Annotated in this window: 22 protein-coding genes; 8 read left to right on the forward strand and 14 right to left on the reverse strand. The window is 69.4% G+C overall.

Going from position 1 to position 19,102, the window contains the following annotated elements; all coding sequences use genetic code 11:
* Positions 1-15: 15 nt before the first annotated feature.
* From ACIA8E_RS00215 to proS, 13 genes are all read right to left on the reverse strand, one after another.
* The gene (locus ACIA8E_RS00215) at positions 16-324 is read right to left on the reverse strand and encodes a DUF2469 domain-containing protein (protein ID WP_003965949.1); all 309 of its coding nucleotides are present in this window, start codon (positions 322-324) and stop codon (positions 16-18) included.
* Positions 325-388: 64 nt separating this feature from the next.
* The gene (locus ACIA8E_RS00220; RefSeq protein WP_399292697.1) at positions 389-877 is read right to left on the reverse strand and encodes an NUDIX hydrolase; all 489 of its coding nucleotides are present in this window, start codon (positions 875-877) and stop codon (positions 389-391) included.
* Entirely contained in the window at positions 867-1,619 is a 753-nt protein-coding gene (gene lepB / locus ACIA8E_RS00225) for a signal peptidase I (RefSeq protein WP_399292699.1), read from the reverse strand. The genes ACIA8E_RS00220 and lepB (ACIA8E_RS00225) overlap by 11 nt, the downstream gene beginning before the upstream one ends.
* A gap of 51 nt (positions 1,620-1,670) precedes the next feature.
* The gene (gene lepB / locus ACIA8E_RS00230; protein ID WP_399293750.1) at positions 1,671-2,567 is read right to left on the reverse strand and encodes a signal peptidase I; all 897 of its coding nucleotides are present in this window, start codon (positions 2,565-2,567) and stop codon (positions 1,671-1,673) included.
* A complete protein-coding gene (gene lepB, locus ACIA8E_RS00235; RefSeq protein ID WP_399292701.1) occupies positions 2,500-3,543 on the reverse strand; it encodes a signal peptidase I in 1,044 nt (347 codons plus the stop codon). The genes lepB (ACIA8E_RS00230) and lepB (ACIA8E_RS00235) overlap by 68 nt, the downstream gene beginning before the upstream one ends.
* On the reverse strand, positions 3,536-4,303 hold the full coding sequence (gene lepB / locus ACIA8E_RS00240; protein ID WP_399292703.1) for a signal peptidase I: 768 nt from the start codon (positions 4,301-4,303) through the stop codon (positions 3,536-3,538). Before lepB (ACIA8E_RS00240) ends, lepB (ACIA8E_RS00235) begins: the two co-directional genes overlap by 8 nt.
* A 45-nt stretch (positions 4,304-4,348) precedes the next feature.
* Complete coding sequence (gene rplS, locus ACIA8E_RS00245; RefSeq protein ID WP_030928567.1) at positions 4,349-4,699, reverse strand: 50S ribosomal protein L19; 351 nt, start codon at positions 4,697-4,699, stop codon at positions 4,349-4,351.
* A 128-nt stretch (positions 4,700-4,827) separates the two neighbouring features.
* Entirely contained in the window at positions 4,828-5,649 is an 822-nt protein-coding gene (gene trmD, locus ACIA8E_RS00250; protein WP_389041766.1) for a tRNA (guanosine(37)-N1)-methyltransferase TrmD, read from the reverse strand.
* Positions 5,649-6,218 (reverse strand): ribosome maturation factor RimM, encoded by a 570-nt coding sequence (gene rimM / locus ACIA8E_RS00255; protein WP_399292705.1) that lies wholly within the window; start codon positions 6,216-6,218, stop codon positions 5,649-5,651. The genes trmD and rimM overlap by 1 nt, the downstream gene beginning before the upstream one ends.
* Before the next feature lie 79 nt (positions 6,219-6,297).
* Positions 6,298-6,537: an RNA-binding protein gene (locus ACIA8E_RS00260; protein WP_014153811.1), complete on the reverse strand. Its 240-nt coding sequence runs from the start codon at positions 6,535-6,537 to the stop codon at positions 6,298-6,300.
* Between the two features lie 2 nt (positions 6,538-6,539).
* The gene (rpsP, locus tag ACIA8E_RS00265) at positions 6,540-6,983 is read right to left on the reverse strand and encodes a 30S ribosomal protein S16 (protein WP_030928571.1); all 444 of its coding nucleotides are present in this window, start codon (positions 6,981-6,983) and stop codon (positions 6,540-6,542) included.
* Between the two features lie 157 nt (positions 6,984-7,140).
* The gene (locus ACIA8E_RS00270) at positions 7,141-7,734 is read right to left on the reverse strand and encodes a hypothetical protein (RefSeq protein ID WP_030928573.1); all 594 of its coding nucleotides are present in this window, start codon (positions 7,732-7,734) and stop codon (positions 7,141-7,143) included.
* Positions 7,735-7,962: 228 nt separating this feature from the next.
* Positions 7,963-9,378: a proline--tRNA ligase gene (gene proS / locus ACIA8E_RS00275; protein ID WP_399292708.1), complete on the reverse strand. Its 1,416-nt coding sequence runs from the start codon at positions 9,376-9,378 to the stop codon at positions 7,963-7,965.
* A gap of 246 nt (positions 9,379-9,624) precedes the next feature.
* On the opposite strand from proS, the gene ACIA8E_RS00280 reads away from it, so the two are divergent.
* The gene (locus ACIA8E_RS00280) at positions 9,625-10,485 is read left to right on the forward strand and encodes a methyltransferase domain-containing protein (RefSeq protein WP_399292710.1); all 861 of its coding nucleotides are present in this window, start codon (positions 9,625-9,627) and stop codon (positions 10,483-10,485) included.
* Between the two features lie 50 nt (positions 10,486-10,535).
* On the opposite strand, the gene ftsH is transcribed toward ACIA8E_RS00280, so the two are convergent.
* Entirely contained in the window at positions 10,536-12,449 is a 1,914-nt protein-coding gene (ftsH, locus tag ACIA8E_RS00285; RefSeq protein ID WP_399292712.1) for an ATP-dependent zinc metalloprotease FtsH, read from the reverse strand.
* A gap of 142 nt (positions 12,450-12,591) precedes the next feature.
* Between ftsH and yhfZ the strand changes: the two genes are divergently transcribed.
* From yhfZ to ACIA8E_RS00320, 7 genes are all read left to right on the forward strand, one after another.
* Positions 12,592-13,530, forward strand: coding sequence for a GntR family transcriptional regulator YhfZ (yhfZ, locus tag ACIA8E_RS00290; RefSeq protein WP_399292714.1), 939 nt, complete (start codon positions 12,592-12,594; stop codon positions 13,528-13,530).
* 96 nt (positions 13,531-13,626) lie between these two features.
* The gene (locus ACIA8E_RS00295; protein ID WP_376266702.1) at positions 13,627-14,013 is read left to right on the forward strand and encodes a PRD domain-containing protein; all 387 of its coding nucleotides are present in this window, start codon (positions 13,627-13,629) and stop codon (positions 14,011-14,013) included.
* Between the two features lie 38 nt (positions 14,014-14,051).
* Positions 14,052-14,408: a DUF2620 domain-containing protein gene (locus tag ACIA8E_RS00300; protein ID WP_399292716.1), complete on the forward strand. Its 357-nt coding sequence runs from the start codon at positions 14,052-14,054 to the stop codon at positions 14,406-14,408.
* A 47-nt stretch (positions 14,409-14,455) separates the two neighbouring features.
* A complete protein-coding gene (locus ACIA8E_RS00305) occupies positions 14,456-15,790 on the forward strand; it encodes a YhfT family protein (protein ID WP_030978794.1) in 1,335 nt (444 codons plus the stop codon).
* A gap of 37 nt (positions 15,791-15,827) precedes the next feature.
* Positions 15,828-16,787, forward strand: coding sequence for a phosphotriesterase (locus ACIA8E_RS00310; RefSeq protein WP_399292718.1), 960 nt, complete (start codon positions 15,828-15,830; stop codon positions 16,785-16,787).
* 2 nt (positions 16,788-16,789) lie between these two features.
* Complete coding sequence (locus ACIA8E_RS00315) at positions 16,790-17,926, forward strand: aminotransferase class V-fold PLP-dependent enzyme (protein WP_399292720.1); 1,137 nt, start codon at positions 16,790-16,792, stop codon at positions 17,924-17,926.
* Positions 17,927-17,928: 2 nt separating this feature from the next.
* Entirely contained in the window at positions 17,929-19,092 is a 1,164-nt protein-coding gene (locus ACIA8E_RS00320) for a YhfX family PLP-dependent enzyme (protein ID WP_399292722.1), read from the forward strand.
* The last annotated feature ends 10 nt before the right edge of the window (positions 19,093-19,102 follow it).

Here is a 19,102-nt window from a genome sequence, read left to right on the forward strand (position 1 = left end):
GGCGGCCTCGGCGGCTCAGCCGCCCGGCAGTTCGAGGTCGCTCTTGTTGAGCTCCTCGATGTTGACGTCCTTGAACGTCAGCACACGTACCTGCTTGACGAATCGGGCGGGCCGGTACATGTCCCAGACCCAGGCATCCGCCATGGACACCTCGAAAAACACCTCACCCTGGACCGAGTGCACCTGCATCTCGTAGTCGTTGGTGAGGTAGAAACGCCGTTCGGTCTCGATCACATATTTGAACAGACCGACGACATCGCGGTACTCCCGGTAGAGCTTCAGCTCCATCTCGGTCTCGTACTTCTCGAGGTCCTCGGCGCTCATTGGCATGTTCCCCTTCAGCCGTGCGTCCACCTATTGTGCGCCAGGCTCCGGCGCCCCTGGACGCTTAGACGATTTCGGGGGCCAGAACCAGTGGCGTACGCGGCGGACCCTCTTCGAGCAGCGTGCGCAGCAGCTCGGCGAGTCTGGTCGGGTACACCGTCTCACGCGCCACCGACAGTTCGGCGGAGGTCCACCACCTCAGACCCGCGACACTGCGCTGTTCCAGCCCGGTGAGCCCGCTCAGGTCCGTCGCGGTCTGGGTCGTACGTGCCAGGAAGTACCACTCGTCCTGATCCCACCGCCGCCCGTCGAACGGGAATGAGCAGATCCGCTGCCAGAGCACCGGACCCAGCTCGACATCGGTGATCCCGGTCTCCTCGGCCAGCTCGCGCAGGGCCGCCTGCTCCCGGCTCTCGTCGCCCTCCAGACCACCGCCGGGGGTGAACCACCAGGTGCTCGTGGGGTCCTCCGGTTCATATCCGTGCACCAGGAGAATGCGGTCGTCGGGGTCGAGCAGGATCACCCGGGCCACCTTCCGCTTCTCAGTGGGCACCGGCAGGCACCCTTGGGTCCTGCCCGTTCCTCCTGCGTGCGGACCGCGCGGCGATCGGACCGTACGCGGTGCCTCCGAAGATGAGAACCACACCCGCCACCACAGCCCCGAGCTGAAGCTTCAGCGGGCCGGGGGCCGACACCCCGCCGGGGAGAGCGGCAAACGCCTGCGGTCGCTCGATCATGCCGTCCATCGGCCAGGCGATGGCGTCCACCCGGGCCTGTACGTCGCTGCGCGGCACCGACCCCTGTCCCGGGTCGTTCAGATGGACCCGGGAGTCCAGGGAGCCGCTGCGCTCGTCGCCGAGGAGGAAGAGCTGTCCCTTGGGCACGTTCGCCGTGAAGCTCTTCGCCGAGGCGAGGCCCTCTGTCTGCAGATACGGCTCCTCGATGGGCTTGCCATTGACGGTGAGCCGGCCGCTCTTCTCGCAGCAGGCGATCTTGTCGCCGCCGATTCCGACGACCCGCTTGACCATCGGCATGTTGTTTTCCCAGGCCGGGTCCGTGAACACCACCACGTCGCCGCGGCGCACCTCGCTGCCGTCCACACGCTCCGCGAGGACCCGGTCTCCCGCATTCACCGTCGGCGTCATCGACTCGGTCGGCACGATGTACGGCTTGTACACCAACGCGCCCCAGGCGAACCCACCGAGGAAGAGCACAAGGCCGACAGCCACGGCCAGCCCTGACAGCATGCTGCCGAGCCGGCCGTGGCCGTCACCCGTACGTCCTGTTCCACTCATCCCAGCGTCCCCCACCTCGGAGATCGACAATCGCTGATCCGAGTCGGCACCCTACCCGGCGGTATGCCCGTTGGTCAGCCTCTTACGGCGCCACAACACGAGGGGCAGCGCTCCGGCTACACCGAGTGCTCCCGGTACCAACCCCGTCGCCGCATTGATCCCCGGCTGGTCGAATGTGCTCGGGATCGGCAGCGTCGCCCAGCGGTTGATCGGCCATGCGACCACGATTGCCCGGCCGACGACCTCGTCCGTGGAGACCGTGCCCTGACCGGGCAGCTCCTGGTGGTAGCGGGAGTCGAGGGAGTTCTGTCGGTGGTCGCCCATCACCCAGATGCGGCCCTCGGGCACCTTGATCGGGCCGAACGGCTCGTCATTGCAGGGGGTGTTGCCCGGGTAGATGAACGACGTCTCGTCCAGTGCCACGCCATTGACCGTGACCGGCCCGTTCTCCTTGCACTCCACCGTGTCGCCGCCGATCGCGATGACCCGCTTGATCAGGTCCTTCTCCTCGGCGGACGGCATCAGTCCGATGAAGCTGAGGAACTTCTGTGCCACATTCGGTGCCGGCGTCTGGGCGCTCTCCAGCCAGCCGCCCGGGTCGTGGAAGACCACGACCTCGCCCCGCTCAGGCTCCGAGCCGAACCACGGGGTCAGCTTGTCGACCAGCACCCGGTCGCCCCGCTGGAGCGTGTCCTGCATCGAGTCCGAGGGAATCGAGAACGCCTGTACCAGGAACGTCTTGATCAGCAGCGCCAGAATCAGCGCGATGCCGATGAGCAGGGGCAGCTCCTTCCAGAAGGAGCGTGGCTTCCCCGGAGCCGTACCGCTGCTGTCCGGGGAGTCGCCGTCACTCTCCGTCCGGCCCGCCACCTCGGGGGATTCACCGTTCTCCGGATGCTCCGCCCGGTCCTCGGGTTCGTCGTGTCCGGATCGTGCGCCGACCGCCAAATCCCCCACATCCACTCCTCACTCCGTGCCACCGCCCGCGACCCATTCGGCGCAGGCCCACCACTCCCATAACGAGCGGGAGTTCCGCAGGGGTCGGGAGCCGGACCATTCCATTGAGATCCTGGGAGGACACACTATTCGACAGTCCGTACGCAGCCGCCGTCCCGGCGCGCGCGTCCGGCACCGAGGCAAATGTCTGCGGCTCCTCCAGCCTCCGCCAGTGGCCGAAGGGCCAGGCGATGACGACGGCCCGTCCCACGACCTCGTTCTCGGAGACCGTGCCGTGATCGGGCTCGTCCAGGTGGAAGCGCGAATCGGCGGAATTCGAACGATGGTCGCCCATCACGAAGATTCGGCCGGCCGGAACCTTTACCTCGAATTTGAGCGTGGAGGGCGGATTGCCCGGATGCAGATAGGGCTCATTGAGCGCAACACCGTTGACGGTGACCTTGCCGTCCTTGTCGCAACACTTCACGGTGTCGCCGCCGACGGCGACCACACGTTTGATCAGATCCTGTTCGTCGTCGGACGGCAGCAGCCCGATGAAGGTCAGTCCTTCCGTCACCTGTTTGACGACGACGGGCGGATCCTTCTTGTCGACGTTCTCCTGCCGGAGCCAACCGCCCGGATCCTTGAAGACGACGACGTCGCCGCGCCGGGGCTTTGCACCGAACCACGGCGTCAGCTTGTCGACGAGCACCCGGTCGCCGATCCGGATGGTCTGCTCCATCGATCCGGACGGGATCACGAAGGCCTGCACCAGGAAGGTCTTGAGGACGAGCGCTATGAGCAGCGCCACGGTGATCAGGAGGGGGATCTCCTTCACGGCCGACCTGCGCCGCCGCCGTTTGACCTTGCGGGCCAGCTTGCGCCGCTCCGCCCGGGTCGGCAGCGACCGCGATGCCGTCGGCCTGCTGCCGGTCGGCAGCGGAGTGCCGGGGTCGGAGGCGCGGCTGTCGCGCCCGCGGTTACCCATGGGTCCCACCCGGTATCCGTATGCCGTCGAAGGCACCGGTGTCCGGCAGCGGGCCCAGCCGGCCCAGCGGCCAGCCGATCCAGTCCACCCGGCCGATCACCCGGCCGACCGGCACCATGCCGCCGCCCGGCCCGCCCAGATGGTCGCGGGAGTCACGGGAGTTGCTGCGGTGGTCGCCCATCATCCACAGAGTGCCGTCGGGGACGACAATGTCGAACGCTGCCCTGGACGGGGCGTCGCCCGGATAGAGGTACTCCTCGTCCACCGGCCGGCCGTTCACCTCGACCCTGCCCCGTTTGTCACAGCAGACCACCCGGTCGCCACCCACGCCCACCACCCGCTTCACGAAGTCGGTCTCGGCGGGCTCCGCCAGCCCCAGGGATGCCGCCGCACCGTGTGCCAGCGCGGTGACGGGGTTCTCCTCGGACTTCTCCTGTACGAAGGATCCGGTGCCGTCGAAGACCACCACGTCGCCGCGCTGCGGTACGGACCCGAAACGGTACGCCAGTTTGTTCACAAGCACCCGGTCCCCCACCCGCAGCGTGGACTCCATCGAGCCACTGGGGATCAGGAAGGGCTGCAGCACATAGTTGCTGAACAGCAGCAGGAAGACCGCGCAGACGGCGCCGAGCGCGGCTGCCCGCCGCCACGACATCGTGGCGAACCGGTCCGGGATACGCGAAGAGCGCGACCTCTCCTCCGACCCTGCTTCGGGTGCGGAGGAGCGGTCGCGCTCCGTGGGCTTTGCTTCCGTGTCCATCGCAGCCAGAGCTTATCCGGCCGTGCCGTGGACCTGGGAGCTAGCTCACCTGTCGCGCTTCTCCTTGATCTTCGCGGCCTTGCCGCGCAGCTCACGGAGGTAGTAGAGCTTCGCGCGGCGGACGTCACCGCGGGTGACGAGCTCGATCTTCTCGAAGATCGGGCTGTGCACCGGGAAGGTGCGCTCGACGCCGACGCTGAAGGAGACCTTGCGGACCGTGAAGGTCTCGCTGACGCCAGAGCCCTGGCGGCGGATGACTACGCCCTTGAACTGCTGGATACGGGAGCGGTTGCCCTCGATCACTCGCACGTGGACGTTGACGGTGTCACCGGGGCGGAACGCCGGGACGTCCGTACGCAGGGAGGCGGCATTGACGCCATCGAGCAGGGAAGCCATGTTGTCTGCTTTCTTCGCCGATGCCACAGGTCATCGACGGGAGATCGTAAGGAATCTGGGTGCTGATCGCGTCGGGTGGGCGTCGTTCCCCCTGTGGCAGGGGCGCACACCGGACGTACAGCAGCGGCTTATTGTTCCATGCCTTCGGGCCTGCGCCAAAATCGGCCGCCGGGCTCCGGCGACCAGCCGAGGATGGAGAGGATCTCACGGTCCTTCTTGTCGAAGGCGCTCGCCTCGCAACGCTCGATGAGATCGGGCCGGTTGACCGCGGTACGGCGGAACGCCTCGTCCCGCCGCCAGCGTGCGATCTTCCCGTGGTGACCGCTGAGCAGGACGTCCGGGATGCCTCTGCCGCGCCACTCGGGCGGCTTGGTGAAGACCGGACCCTCCAGCAGATCGGCCATGGCGCCGGGTGCGAAGGAGTCGTCGCGGTGCGACTCGGCGTTGCCGAGCACACCGGGCAGCAGCCGGGCCACCGCCTCCGTGATGACCAGCACGGCGGCTTCCCCGCCGGCCAGCACGTAGTCCCCGATGGAGACCTCGACGACCGGCATGCGGGTCGCGTACTCGTCCATCACCCGGCGGTCGATGCCCTCGTAGCGGGCCGGGGTGAAGATCAGCCACGGCCGCTCGGAGAGCTCCACGGCGAGCTCCTGGGTGAAGGGACGGCCGCTGGGTGTGGGTACCACGAGCACCGGGGAGTGCGCCCCGGCCTCGTACCCGTCCGCCAGGGTCTCGTCCAGGGCGTCACCCCACGGCCCGGTCTTCATCACCATGCCGGGACCGCCGCCGTAGGGCGTGTCGTCCACCGTGTTGTGCCGGTCGTACGTCCAGTCCCGCAGATCGTGCACGTGCACATCGAGGCGGCCGCGTGCGCGGGCCTTGCCGACGAGCGAGACGTTCAGCGGTTCCAGGTACTCGGGGAAGATCGTGACGACGTCGAGCCGCATCAGGCGTCGTTCCCCGGCTCGGAGGCCTCTTCGTCGCGCGAGGAGACGATCTCTGCCTGGCTGTCGTCGATCAGGCCGGGCGGCGGGGTGATGACCGCGCGCTGCTCCTCCAGATCGATCTCGGTGACGATCTCCTCGACGAACGGGATCATCACCTCGCTGCCGTCCGGGCGCTCCACGATGAAGAGGTCCTGGGACGGCAGATGCGAGATCTCGGTGATCCGGCCGATCTCGGTGCCGTCGGCGAGGACCACATCGAGGTCGATGAGCTGGTGGTCGTAGAACTCCTCGGGGTCCTCCGGGAGCTCCGCCGGGTCGACGTCGGCGATCAGCAGGGTGTTCCGGAGGGCCTCGGCCGCCGTACGGTCCCGTACGCCCTCGAAACGCAGCAGCAGCCTGCCGCTGTGCACCCGTCCGGTCTCGATCGTCAGCGGCCCGTTCGCTGCCGGGTCGGTGGTCAGGCGGGCCCCGGGGCCGAGCCTGAGCTCCGGCTCGTCCGTCCGCACCTCGACGGTGACCTCACCCTTGATGCCGTGGGCGCGGCCGATCCGCGCAACTACCAGCTGCACCTTGTGTCTCTCCTGTCATACGACGACGGGCCGGGGCGGGCGCATGGCCCTCCCCGGCCCGTGCCGGTGTTCAACTCTGTCAGCGAACCTGGTCCACATCGACGAGGTCGACGCGGATGCCACGGCCGCCGATGGCGCCCACGACGGTTCGCAGCGCGCGTGCGGTGCGGCCGTTGCGGCCGATCACCTTGCCGAGGTCATCGGGATGGACCCGGACCTCGAGCACACGACCACGGCGCAGGTCGCGCGAGGCGACCTGCACATCGTCGGGGTTGTCGACGATGCCCTTCACGAGGTGCTCGAGAGCCTCCTCGAGCATGCTCAGGCCTCGGTCGACTCGGCGGGCGCGGCAGCGTCAGCAGCCTCGTCCGCCTTCTTGTCGGCCTTCTTCGCCTTCTGCGTGATGGCCTCGCCCTTGGACTCCTCGCCGGTGTCCTTGGCCAGGGCCTCGAACAGCGCGCGCTTGTCGGCCTTGGGCTCCGGCTGCAGCAGCGGCGCGGGGGCGGGGAGACCCTTGTGGGCCTGCCAGTCACCGGTGAGCTTCAGGATCGCGAGAACCGGCTCGGTCGGCTGGGCGCCGACGGACAGCCAGTACTGCGCACGCTCCGAGTTGACCTCGATGCGCGAGGGGTTCTGCACCGGGTGGTACAGGCCGATCTCCTCGATGGCCCGGCCGTCACGGCGGGTACGGGAGTCGGCGACGACGATGCGGTAGTGAGGCGAACGGATCTTGCCCAGACGCTTCAGCTTGATCTTGACTGCCACGGAAGTGGTGTCTCCTGGTCTATGACGTGGTTGGGCACAACGAAGATGCCACGTGGGGTTGCGGTACTCGGGTGCCCGATGGACGCGTCAGCCGGAGGCGAGAGGGTTCCTATGCGGCTGTCGAGTACAGCTAGCCATTGTGCCACACCACATCGGGTCACCCCACCGCGACCGCCGCTTCCGGGATACGGAAGGGCTTTCCGCAGCCACCGCAGACGATCGGCGCCTGGGCGAGGACCGACGGTACGACCCGGACGTTGCGTCCGCAGTCGCAGACGGCCTTGACGCGCACGCCGCCTCCGGAGGAGCCGTGCCGTGCGGCCGGCCCGCGGAAGGAGCGTTTGGTGTCGGCGGCGGTGGCGACCGTGTGCGCCTTGAGGGCGCGCTGCAGCCGCTCGATCGTCGGGCGGTACCGGCGCTTGGCCTCGGGGTTGAGCGTGACCAGCGAGAAGCCACTGCTGGGGTGGGGCTCCTCGGCATGGTCGAGACCCAGCTCCTCGGCGATCGCGAGGAATCGTCTGTTGTGGTAGCGGCCGGCGCGGGAGGTGTCACGGACACCTCGGGCGGCGGCGATGCCATGGACTGCCTCATGCAGCAGTCGCTCGAAGGAGAGCTCGGCGCCACAGGCGGACGAGGACTCTCCGATCAGGGACTCGGGCGCGGCAAGATCGGGCAGCTCGGGGTGGTACCGCTGAATGTCGGCCCACGCCTGCGCCAGCTCTGCGGCAAGTACAGGTGGTGTCGTGCTCACGTCGTGACAACGAGCCTGAGTGCCCAGGTGTTCCGATTCCGGGCCATCCCAAATATTTTGCACGTACCAGTCAGTTGCCATTCATGCGTCCTGACGAGGGCAGGTGCGCTGATCTGCGGAGAACCCTCACAGCTCGCACGAAGCCGGTACGTAGTGACGCGTACGCCCCGGCGCGTAGACAGCGCCTGCGCGCCGGGTCCGGACGGTTCCGGGAACACCGGTCGGGCGTCAGTAGGCGCGGGCCACGACGGCGACAGTACCCGGGGCGTCGTCGGACTGCGGCACCGACCCGTCCTCGGCCACCAGACACCGTACCGAGGCTCCCTGCTCCGCGAGCCGGGCCTCCCCCGCCGGGCCGAGGACGTCCCATGGGATGCGGGCCCAGCCGCCCGCGGCCGCTGCTTCTGCGGCCTCCTCGACGGTGGCCGCCTCGCTGGTACGGGAGGTGCGGCGGGCCCGGGACTCACGCAGCAGGGTCGCCTGGTCCTCCTCCAGAACGGCCGGTAGCAGGGTTGCCAGCGCCTCGATCGGGACCGGTTCCTTCCCGCCGGGGATGCGGCGGGCCAGCATCGCCGTGCCGTTCTCCAGATCGCGCGGGCCGAGTTCGATCCGTACCGGTACGCCCTTCAGCTCCCAGTCGACAGCGCGCCGGCCGAACGGGGTCTCCGTGCGGTCGTCGACGTGCACCCTGATCCCGGCGGCGCGCAGCCGGTCGCCGATGGAGCGCACCGCGGTGAGTACCGCGTCGTCCCCCTTGATCGCGAGGACGACCGCCTGGACGGCGGCCAGCCGCGGCGGGACGCGGAGCCCCTGGTCGTCGCCGTGCGACATGATCAGGCCGCCGACCATCCGGGTCGAGGTGCCCCAGGAGGTCTGCCAGACGAGTTCCTGCCTGCCCTCCTTCGACAGGTACTCGGTGTGGAAGGCCTTGGCGAAATTGGTGCCGAGCTCATGGCTCGTACCCATCTGCAGGGCCTTGCCGTCGCCCATCATCGCTTCGAGGGTGAGCGTGTTGACGGCGCCCGCGAACCGATCCCTCGGGGTCTTCCGGCCGAGCACCACATCGATACCGAGGACCTCGGTCATGAAGTCCGCGTAGACGTCCCGGTGGATGCGGGCGGCGTACTCCCGGGCTTCCTCGTACGTGGCGTGGGCGGTGTGGCCCTCCTGCCAGAGGAACTCCGTCGTACGGAGAAAGACCCGCGGGCGCATCTCCCAGCGGACGACGTTGGCCCACTGGTTGATCAGGAGGGGCAGATCCCGGTAGCTCTGGACCCATTTCGAGAAGTACTCATTGATGATCGTTTCGGACGTCGGCCGCACCACCACAGGCTCTTCGAGGTCCTTGCCGCCGCCGTGGGTGACGATGGCGAGCTCGGGTGCGAAGCCCTCGACGTGCTCCGCCTCGCGTGTCAGGTAAGACTGGGGGATGAAGAGTGGGAAGTAGGCGTTCTGGGCGCCCGCATCCTTGATGCGGGCATCCATCTCCTGCTGCATCCGCTCCCACAGGCCGTATCCGTACGGTCGGATGACCATGGTGCCGCGCACCGGACCGTTGTCCGCGAGTTCGGCCTTGTTGATCAGATCCTGGTACCAGCGGGGAAAGTCCTCGGCCTGGGGTGTGAGAACGGGTGCCTTTGCCATGGCGCGCATCGTACGGCGACATCTCACTCCGCACGGAGTGACGGGACCGGCCTTCGTGGCCTGTATCCGGGGGCGCTCGACGTGTCCCCCGGGGCGCACGACCGTAGCTCGCAAGCATTGCCCTCCGACCCCTGGACGAAGCCGCGGATGCGGAGTTCTCTGACTTACGGGGGAGTGCGGGCGCGCAGACACACGGGGGCCGTCCACTCGGGTACGACCGATTTCTCGGCGGATTGGGGCGCTTTCATGACACCAACGCTCGTCCGGCACCACAGGCAGGCGGATGCATCCGCCCCGGTGGACCCCGGAACCCGTGCCCGTGACTGGGCCGAGATCCAGGAGCGCATGCTCGCACCACTGCACGAAGCGGTGTACGAGCGGCTCGAAATCGGAGCCGGTACGCGGATGCTCTCCCTCGGCTGCGGCTCCGGGCTCGCGCTGCTGATGGCCGCCGCCCGCGGGGCGCACGTCACCGGCGTCGACACCGACCGTGAACGTCTTGCTCTGGCCCGCGAACGGCTGCTGCCCGATCCCGGACCCGAGCGGGCCCCGGACGGCCTGCCGGTGCTCCTCGACGGTGATCCGTCCGCCGCCGCCCGGCCCGAAGGCCCTCCGTACAACCTGCTCACCGTGTTCACCCCGATCGGCTGCTCGGCGGGCGACTCCGAAGGGCTGAAACCTGAGCTGGAGACCGCTGTTCCGCTGGTCGCCCGGGGCAGCTCGGTGGTGCTGACCGGATGGGGTCCGCCCGAGCGCTGTGCCACTGCAGCGGTGCTGCGGGTGGCGACGCGGCTCGGTGACGGGGTGCGTGCGCCCCGGGCGGGAGGCTGGCGCCCGGCGCGCCGGGACGATCTGGAGGAGGTCGCGTTCCGGGTCGGGCTCAATCCGAACGGCTCGGGGAGGGTGGCGTGCCCGTTCGGGTACGCGGACATGGACAGCGCGGTGCGCGGGCTGCTGTCGACCCGGCTGTTCGACGCGGCGGTACGGGCGACGGACCGGTCCCAGGTGGAGAAGGAGGTCGCGGAGGCACTGCATCCGCACCGGCGCCGGGACGGCACGGTCTGGATGCCGAACGTCTTCCGCTATCTCGTCTGCACCACTCCCTAGAAGGGCGCTCCACTCCGCAGAAGGGCGCTCCGCGCCCGGCCGGGCAGCTCTCAGTGCTTGGCCAGGCGCGCGACGCCCGCCGCCCGGTAGGCCGCCTCCTCGTCCAGCGTCTCGTTCTGCAGCAGCGCGGACGAAAGCGCGTCCAGCTTCTCCCGGTGCTCGCGCAGCAGCCGCTGCGCCTCGATGTAGCACTCATCGACGATGCGCCGCATCTCGTGGTCCACCGCGTCCAGCGTGGCGGGCGCCGCCGAGAGGCCGTACGCCTGCTGGGCGTCGCCCGGGATCGCCGTCAACCTGCCGACTCTGTCGCTCATCCCCCAGCGCCCGACCATTCCACGCGCCAGGTTGGTGACCTGTTCCAGGTCGCTCTCCGAACCCGTGGTGACCACCCCGTACACGAGATGCTCCGCGGCCATGCCACCGAGGGCGCCGATGATGCGGCCGCGCAGATAGTCCTCGGTGTACGCGTACTTGTCGGCCTCCGGCGTCGAGAGGGTGACGCCGAGGGCTCGGCCGCGCGGCACGATGGTGACCTTGCGGACCGGGTCGGCGCCGGGCTGGAGCATCCCGAGCAGGGCGTGGCCGCTCTCGTGGTACGCGGTCCTGCGGCGCTCCTCCTCCGGCATGACCAGCGGTCGTTCGGCTCCGAGCTGGACCTTTTCCAAGGCGTCCGACAGGTCGGCCTGGTTGACCTCGGACTGCTTGCGCTTGACGGCGAGCAGGGCGGCCTCGTTGGCGAGGTTGGCGAGGTCCGCACCGGTCATGCCGGGGGTCGTGCGGGCCACCTGGCCGAGGCTCACGTCCTCGGAGAGCGGGATCTGCCGGGTGTGGATCTTCAAGATCGCCTCCCGGCCGCCCCGGTCCGGGGGACTCACCTGGACGATCCGGTCGAAGCGGCCGGGCCTGGTGAGCGCCGGGTCGAGGACATCGGCCCGGTTGGTCGCGGCGAGGACGACGACGCCTTCCGATCCGGAGAAGCCGTCCATCTCGGTGAGGATCTGGTTCAGCGTCTGTTCGCGCTCGTCGTGGCCGCCCATGCCGGAGCCGCCGCCGCGGGCCCTGCCGATGGTGTCGATCTCGTCGATGAAGACGATGGCGGGGGCGACCTTGCGGGCCTCGGCGAAGAGTTCCCTTACCCGGCTCGCGCCGACGCCGACGATCATCTCGATGAACTCGGAAGCGGAGGCGGAGAAGAACGGCACCCCGGCCTCGCCCGCGACGGCCCGCGCGAGCAGCGTCTTGCCGGTGCCGGGCGGGCCGGCGAGCAGCACTCCCCCGGGCATCCGGGCGCCCATCTTCCGGTACTCCTGCGGGTTCTTCAGGAAGTCGACGACATCGTTGAGTTCGCCCTCGACCTCGTCGATCCCGGCCACGTCCTCGAAAGTGGTGCGCTTGGCGCCCTCCAGTTCGACCGGTCTGGGCGGGGCCTTGCGGCCCAGTGCGCCGGCGCCGCCGAGCCCGCCGGACATCCGGCGGGCGATGAAGACCCAGAGCAGGACGAGCAGCAGGATCGGGGCCAGGGAGATCAGCAGATTGGCGAGGAAACTGCGCTGCTGGACGACCGGTTCCGCGGTGACGGTGACATCGTCCTTGATCAGCTCGGCCCAGAGGTTGTCGTCGGCGAAGGCGGGCCGCTGGGTGACGAACTTGGTGTACGTCATGTCGCTGCCGGGGACCTTCGCCTCCTTCCTCAGCTGCCCCTGGATGGCGTCGCCCTTGGAATAGATCTTGGAGACGTTGCCCGCCGTGACCTGCTTGCTGAATTCCGTGTAGGCGATGGTCGGCTCGTTCCTGCCGTTGAAGAAGGAGAGCACCAGGTTGGTGATCAGATAGACGGCCAGCGCGGTCAGCAGCAGTCCGCCCCAGCCGCCAGGCATCTTCCGGCGCGGCGGAGGGGGTGGTGGGGCGCCCTCGGAGCGCCACGGCTGGTCGGTCCGATCGCGTGGCGGTACAGGACTGGTCACGCGCGCTCCTCTGCCGACGACCTTGAGGCGACATTAAGCACCAGAGCCTCAAGGGGCCCGTCCGGTGGGCCCATGGGGGGACATCGGCGCGCGGACGCGTGAACCCTTGCCAATATCCAGAATCCTGTTTACTGTTCGATCTGTGAACGTCACCGACGAACGCTTCCTCACCCGCAACGGCCTCGCCGCCAGGCAGCTCGCCGTCCTGCTCCTCAACCATGAGTCGGACACGCGCATGCCCCGGGTACGCGACTTCGCCGAGGAACTGGGCTGCGGAAACGGCACCGTACAGGCGGCGTTGCAGCTGCTGGAGGAATCCGGCGCCATCGAGACGACCGCCCGCGGCCACCTCGGCACCTTCCTCGTCCGCTCGGACCGCTCCGTGCTCTGGCGGCTCTCCGGCCTCGGCACTCTGCTCGCCGCGATGCCCCTGCCGTATTCACGTCGGTACGAGGGTCTGGCCACCGGGCTGCGCGGCGCCTTCGAAGCGGCCGGCGCACCGTTCGCCATCACCTTCATGCGCGGCGCCGGGGCCCGCACCGCCGCACTCCTCGAAGGCAAGGTCGACCTGGTCGTACTGTCCCGCTTCGCGGCCGACCAGCTGATCGCCGAGCATCCGGTGGAGCTGGTCGCCGATCTCGGTCCCGCCACCTACGTCGGGGCGCACGGCATGCTGCTGCGGCACGGTGCAGACCTCGGCTCCCCCGGGCTGCGGGTGGCGGTCGACCATGCCTCCGAGGATCTGCGGATGCTGGTCGAGCGGGTCTTCGCCGGCCGCGAGGACATCGAGTGGCGCGAGGCCTCGTACATGCAGCTGCCCGACCTCTTCGCCCGTGACGAGGTCGACGCCACCGTCTGGAACCTGGACGAGGTGCAGGACCGGATCGGGCTCGGGGTCGACGTGCTTCCGCTCGGAGACGAGGTCACCCGCGAGCTGTCGCTGCGCAACTCCAGTGCGGCAATCATCGGCCGGACCGGCGGAGCGAAGGCCCTCGCTGCCGTCCGGGAGTCGCTCGATCTCCCGCTGGTGACCCGGCTGCAGACCGAGGTACTGAAGGGCGAGCGCGTGCCCTCGTACTGATCCGGCGGATCCTGTGAGACCGACCCCGGCCACCTACGGCCTCGGACAACCTGAAAATACAAAATCCTGGTTTCTGTCGATTATAGGAGGATCATCGTGGACGACCAGCTCGCATTGCGGATCCGGCTCTTCCGTGAAGGAGGCCAGGTCAAGCCCGAAGTGGCCGACTTCGTCGCCGCCGAACTGGCCGCCCTCGAAGCCGACGGGCGCACCGTCACGGAAGCCAGCGCCGGAATGCTGACCAGTCACCTGATGATGGCCCTCACCCGGCTCCTCGACGGCGAACCGATCGAGCAGTTCCTCACCGACGACCAGGTCGCCGCCGAACTGGCCGGACATCCCCACGCCGTCGCGCGCGCCCGCGCCATCTCCGCGCGGGCCGAGCAGAAGCTCGGAGCGGCGCTCCCCGACTCAGAGATCAACTTCCTCGGCATGCACCTCGCCGTGCTCGCCCAGCACTCACCGGCCGCCCCGGCCTCCTGATCCCACCCCGTCCAACCCCAGACAGAGAAGGACCAGCCATGACGAAGATCCTCACCGGCGGTGTCGGCAAGATCGAGGTCACCGACACGATCAAGCAGCTCGCGATCGACGGCATCGACATCGTCGCCTCCAGTGACATGGACGCCGCGATGAAGCTGCGCGTCGGACAGGCCGACTACTACCTCGGCACCTGTCACACCGGCGCCGGCGCCTCCCTCGGCGTGCTCGTCGGCCTGATGGGCTCGGCCGCCTGCCACACCTTCGGGCGCAGCATCCCCTCCGAGGACGAGGTCGCCGCTCTCCTCGCCGACGGCAAGAAGGCCTTCGGATTCTCGATGGATCAGATCGACGCCGTCGCCCCCCTCATGGCGCGCGCCATCGCCGCCCGCGGCTGATCCCGGCCACCTCTTCCTGAACACCCCGGGCACGAAGGAGTGACCCTGTGAGCACGACACTCGCCGCCGGTGCCGGCCTCGATTTCACACTGGCCCAGCAGCTGACCGTGATAGCCCTCTGTGCGCTGACCGCGTACATCTCGCACATGGCGCTGGCCGTCTTCAACGACGGCGTACGCCCGTTCCTACTGGACTTCATCCAGGGGCGCACCACGCGCAGCGCCACGACGGCGGTCTCCTTCGGACTGTCCGCCGGGTTCATCTTCGGACTCGGCGCACCCATGGCGCTCTCCACCGGTGTGCTGAACCCGTGGCTCGTCTTCCTGCCCACCGACATCCTCGGCATGCTGGCGCCGAAGAAGTGGCTCGCGCCGATCCTCGGCGGCGCCTGGGGTGCGGTCGTCGTCTTCGGCCTGAACGGTGCGAACGACGTGGCACACGATCTGCCGGTCGACTTCATCACCGCGATGCAGCAGATGTCGACGCCGATCCTGTTCCTCTTCACGCTGTTCCCGGTGCTCGCGATCACCAAGCAGTTCGGCCGCAAGTGGGGCGGCGTCGCGGGGGGTCTCGAACTCGCGCTGGTCGTCCTCACCATGAAGGTCTGGCCGAAGATGTTCGCCGGGGCGCTGGCCATGGCCATCGGCGTTCTGATGCTGATCGCTCTGGCCATCGCCAAGGACATGAAGCAGCGCAAGGCCGACAAGGCCGCCGGCGTCACGGAGATCGTCCTGGACGACGACCCGATGGCCTCCCTGTTCAGCGCAAGCGCGGCCCGGCTGCGCAGGTATCTGCCACTCTTCATGGTGCTGGGCGCCGGAGTCTGTGTGCTGGCGCAGATGCACATATTCGGCGGCGGCGAGGCGACCAGCTTCCTGATCGCCAAGGGGCAGTACGCGGAAGCCGCCCAGGTCGACTTCTACCGGGTCTTCGGCTTCATCCCGCTGATCGCGACGACCGCGCTCGCATCGGGCGCGTACGGCATCGCGGGGTTCACGCTGGTGTACCCGATCGGCTATCTGATGCCGAACCCGTTCCTCGCCGCGATCGTCGGCGCCGCCGTGTTCGCCCTCGAGATCCTGGCCCTCTCCTCCATCGGCAAGGTCCTCGGCAAGCTGCCCAGCGTCCGCGACTCCTCGGAGCACCTGCGCAGCGCGATCGGCGACACGCTGCAGCTCGCGATCCTCTTCGGCTCGCTGATGGCCGCCAACGCCATGGGCGGCGGACTCGGGATCCTTGTCGTCGGCGGGCTCTACCTGCTGAACGACGCGATGGGCCGGCCGGTGGTGCGGATGGCCGCCGCTCCGGCAGCGGTGATCGTCGGCGGAATCCTCCTCAACGTCCTGTACTGGCTCGACCTGTTCACCCCGATCAAGGGCTGAGGCCGGGTCACGTACGACAGGAAGGCACCCTTCCACGATGCACACCACCGCCCCGCAGCCCGTGCTCCGTACGGTCGTCGGCGATCTCGCCCCCGGCTCGGTGCGCGGCCCCGCCCTCGCCCATGAGCACCTCGTCCTCGACCTCGACCACCGGGGCGACGGCGCGGCCGTCCTCCACCCGGACCGGCATGCCGCGGCCGTCACCGCCGAGCTGGCCGCCCTCCGGGAGGAGTTCGGGCTCGGCCTCGTCGTCGAGCTGACCTGCCGCGGCATGGGGCGGGACGCCGCCGCCCTGGCCCGGATCGCCCGGGACGCGCAGGTCGCCGTCGTCGCCGCCACCGGGTGGTACTACGAGCCGTTCCACACCCCCGAGATCGCCGCCGCCGACGTCGACGAGCTCACCGCCACCCTCGTCCGCGAGATCGGCACGGGCATCGGCTCCACCGGGATCCGCCCCGGCGTCCTCGGAGAGATCGGCAGTCACGGCGACACACCCACCGCCGCCGAGACGAAGGTGTTGCGGGCCGCCGCGCGGGCCGCGGCAACCACCGGGCTGTCCGTCGCCACCCATGCGCAGCTCGGCCGTGGCGGCCTCGCCCAGCTGGAGCTCCTCACCGCCGAGGGCGTGGAGCCGCACCGCATCAGCATCGGCCACCAGGACCTTCTCGACGATCCGGCCGTGCACCGGGAGATCGCGGCGACCGGTGCGTATGTCGCGTTCGACACCGTCGGCAAGGACAGCTATCAGAGCGACGACACCCGGCTGCGGCTGCTGCTCGCCCTGCTGGAGGCCGGGCACGCCGACCGGGTTTTGCTGAGCTGCGACATCTCGCGCCACGGCTACCTGCGCACGGAGGGCGGCCAGGGGTACGGGCATCTCTTCCGGAGCTTCCTGCCCAAGGCCCGCGCCGCCGGCGTCGACGACGGCCTGATCGACCTGATGACCCGCTGCAATCCGCTGCGCTTTCTCACCGGCGCCGGCGTGGAAGAGATCTGATCATGAACCCGGCACTACCGCAGACATTCCCCCTCGCGACCGTGGCACTGGACGACGCGATCGCCCGGCAGTTCCGGCTGCTGGAGGCGACCGCCGCCCACTTCGAGGGCCCCCAGCTCTTCGAAGCGGACGCCGGCGTCGTCCCCGGTCTCGGTCGTCCCCGCACCACCGCCCGCGTCGAAGCGGTCCTGGCCGACTTCTTCGGCGCCGAAGACGCCGCGTTCGTGCAGGGCGCGGGCACCGGCGCGATCCGCGCGGCGCTCAACGCCGCCGTACGGGCCGGGGATCCGCTGCTCATCCACCGGGCGCCCGTCTACCGCACCACCGAGGTCACCCTGCGCGGCATCGGTGTGCGGACCGTCGAGGTCGACTTCAACAACGGTGCCGCACTGCGCGAGGCCCTGGCATCCGGCCGGTTCCGGTGGGCGTACGTCCAGCACACCCGGCAGCGGCTCGCCGACTCGTACGACCCCGCCGAAGTCCTGGCCGCCTGCCGGGCCGCCGGCGTGCGCACGCTCGTCGACGACAACTACGCCGTGATGCGCACCCCCGCCGCGGGGGTGGAACTGGGCGCCGACGCCTCCTGCTTCTCGCTGTTCAAGCTGCACGGCCCCGAAGGCGTCGGCGTCGTCGTCGGGGCCCGCGATCTCGTCGGGCACATCCGGCACGACAACTACTCCGGCGGCGGCCAGGTCCAGGGCCACCAGGCGCTCGACGCCCTGCGCGCCCTGACCCACGTACCGGTCATGTGGGCCGTCCAGTCCAAGGTCGGTGCCGAGGTCGCCGAGCGGCTGGCGGCCGGGGAAGTGGCCGGCGTCGCCGAGGTCCGGATCGCCAACGCCCAGGACCTCTGTCTGCTGGTCCGCCTGGACCGGCCGGTGGCGAAAGAGCTGCCCGCCGTCGCCGCACGCTTCGGGGCCGCACCCTACCCCGTCGGCTCCAACTCGCGCTACGAGATCGCGCCGCTTTTCTACCGGATGTCCAGCTCTGCGCTGGACGACGCACCCGAGCTGGCCGACTGGACCGTACGCATCAACCCGATGCGGGCGGGAGCGGATCTCGTCGTCGATATTCTGCGCCGCTCGCTCGCCGCACTGGACGACCGGCCGGCCGAAGTGAACGACCCGAAGGACGACTGACCGTGTTTCTCGACACCGTGCTCACCCGCAACCCCGAGCTCGTCGACGCCGCGGCCGCCCTCCACCGGCGCGGTGAGATCCCGCCCGACACCTATGTGATGGACCTCGACGCCGTCGAGACCAACGCCGAGCTCCTCGCCGCCGAGGCCAAGCGGCTCGGCCTCTCCCTCTGGTTCGTCGTCAAACAGTTCGGGCGCAATCCCGAGCTGATCAGAGCCGTCGCCCGGCACATCCCCAAGTACGCCGCCATCGACCCGTCCGAGGCCCGCACCCTGCACGCGGCGGGCGCCCGGGCCGGGAACCTCGGCCACCTCGTCCAGGTCCCCCGCCGCGCCCTGCCCGAGATGCTGGCCTGGCGCCCGGAGACCGTCACCGTCTACGACCTGGCCAATGCCCGGGCCGTCTCCGAGGCCGCCGAGCGGCTGGGCCTGGTGCAGGACATCCTCGTACGGCTCGAAGGCGCCGAGGGCACCGTCTATCCGGGTCAGGAGGGCGGCGTCCCGCTCCCCCGCCTGGACGCGTTCGCCGAGGCCGCCGAGCGGCTGCCCGGCATCCGGATCGCGGGCGTCACCGCCTTCCCGTGCGTCCTGTGCGACCCGGCGACCGGAACCCCGTACGCCACCCCCAACTTCATGCTCGCCCTGAAGGCCCGCGAGCTCCTGGCCGCCCGCGGGCACGAGGACCTCAAGTTGAGTGCCCCGAGCGCCACCTCGATGGCCTCGCTGCCGCTGCTCGCCGCCCACGGCGCCACCCACGGCGAGCCCGGCCACGCCCTCACCGGCACGACCCCGCTGCACGCACTGGACCCCGGCCAGCCCGAGAAGCCCGCCTATGTGTACGTGAGCGAGATCGCCCACACCCTCGACGACGGCCGCCCCGCCCTCCACGGCGGCGGCTTCTACGCCCGCTCCCATATCAACAGCGCCCTACTGCCGCGCACCGGCGCACGCCTCGGCGTGCAGGGCGCTCCCGCCGAGAACATCGACTACTACCGGCTGCTCGACGCCCCAGCCGAGGGCCAGGACGTCCGGCTCGGCGACACCGCGCTGCTCGCCTTCCGTACCCAGATCTTCGTCACCCGCTCGACCGTCGCCGTCGTCTCCGGACTCTCGTCCGGAACCCCGCGGCTGCGCGGGCTGTACGACGCCCAGGGCCGGGCCCTGTAAGGAGCACACC

The organism is Streptomyces sp. NPDC051664 (genome assembly GCF_044453545.1).
Classification (GTDB): Bacteria; Actinomycetota; Actinomycetes; order Streptomycetales; family Streptomycetaceae; genus Streptomyces.

Coding starts and splice junctions, on each gene's coding strand:
- ACIA8E_RS00280 (WP_399292710.1), top strand. CDS start 9,625: ATGACACCAACGCTCGTCCGGCACCACAGGCAGGCGGATGCATCCGCC.
- ACIA8E_RS00310 (WP_399292718.1), top strand. CDS start 15,828: ATGCACACCACCGCCCCGCAGCCCGTGCTCCGTACGGTCGTCGGCGAT.
- ACIA8E_RS00260 (WP_014153811.1), bottom strand. CDS start 6,537: ATGCTCGAGGAGGCTCTCGAGCACCTCGTGAAGGGCATCGTCGACAAC.
- lepB (WP_399292703.1), bottom strand. CDS start 4,303: ATGGACACGGAAGCAAAGCCCACGGAGCGCGACCGCTCCTCCGCACCC.
- rplS (WP_030928567.1), bottom strand. CDS start 4,699: ATGGCTTCCCTGCTCGATGGCGTCAATGCCGCCTCCCTGCGTACGGAC.
- ACIA8E_RS00215 (WP_003965949.1), bottom strand. CDS start 324: ATGAGCGCCGAGGACCTCGAGAAGTACGAGACCGAGATGGAGCTGAAG.
- lepB (WP_399292701.1), bottom strand. CDS start 3,543: ATGGGTAACCGCGGGCGCGACAGCCGCGCCTCCGACCCCGGCACTCCG.
- ACIA8E_RS00315 (WP_399292720.1), top strand. CDS start 16,790: ATGAACCCGGCACTACCGCAGACATTCCCCCTCGCGACCGTGGCACTG.
- trmD (WP_389041766.1), bottom strand. CDS start 5,649: ATGCGGCTCGACGTCGTCACGATCTTCCCCGAGTACCTGGAACCGCTG.
- ACIA8E_RS00300 (WP_399292716.1), top strand. CDS start 14,052: ATGACGAAGATCCTCACCGGCGGTGTCGGCAAGATCGAGGTCACCGAC.
- proS (WP_399292708.1), bottom strand. CDS start 9,378: ATGGCAAAGGCACCCGTTCTCACACCCCAGGCCGAGGACTTTCCCCGC.
- lepB (WP_399292699.1), bottom strand. CDS start 1,619: ATGAGTGGAACAGGACGTACGGGTGACGGCCACGGCCGGCTCGGCAGC.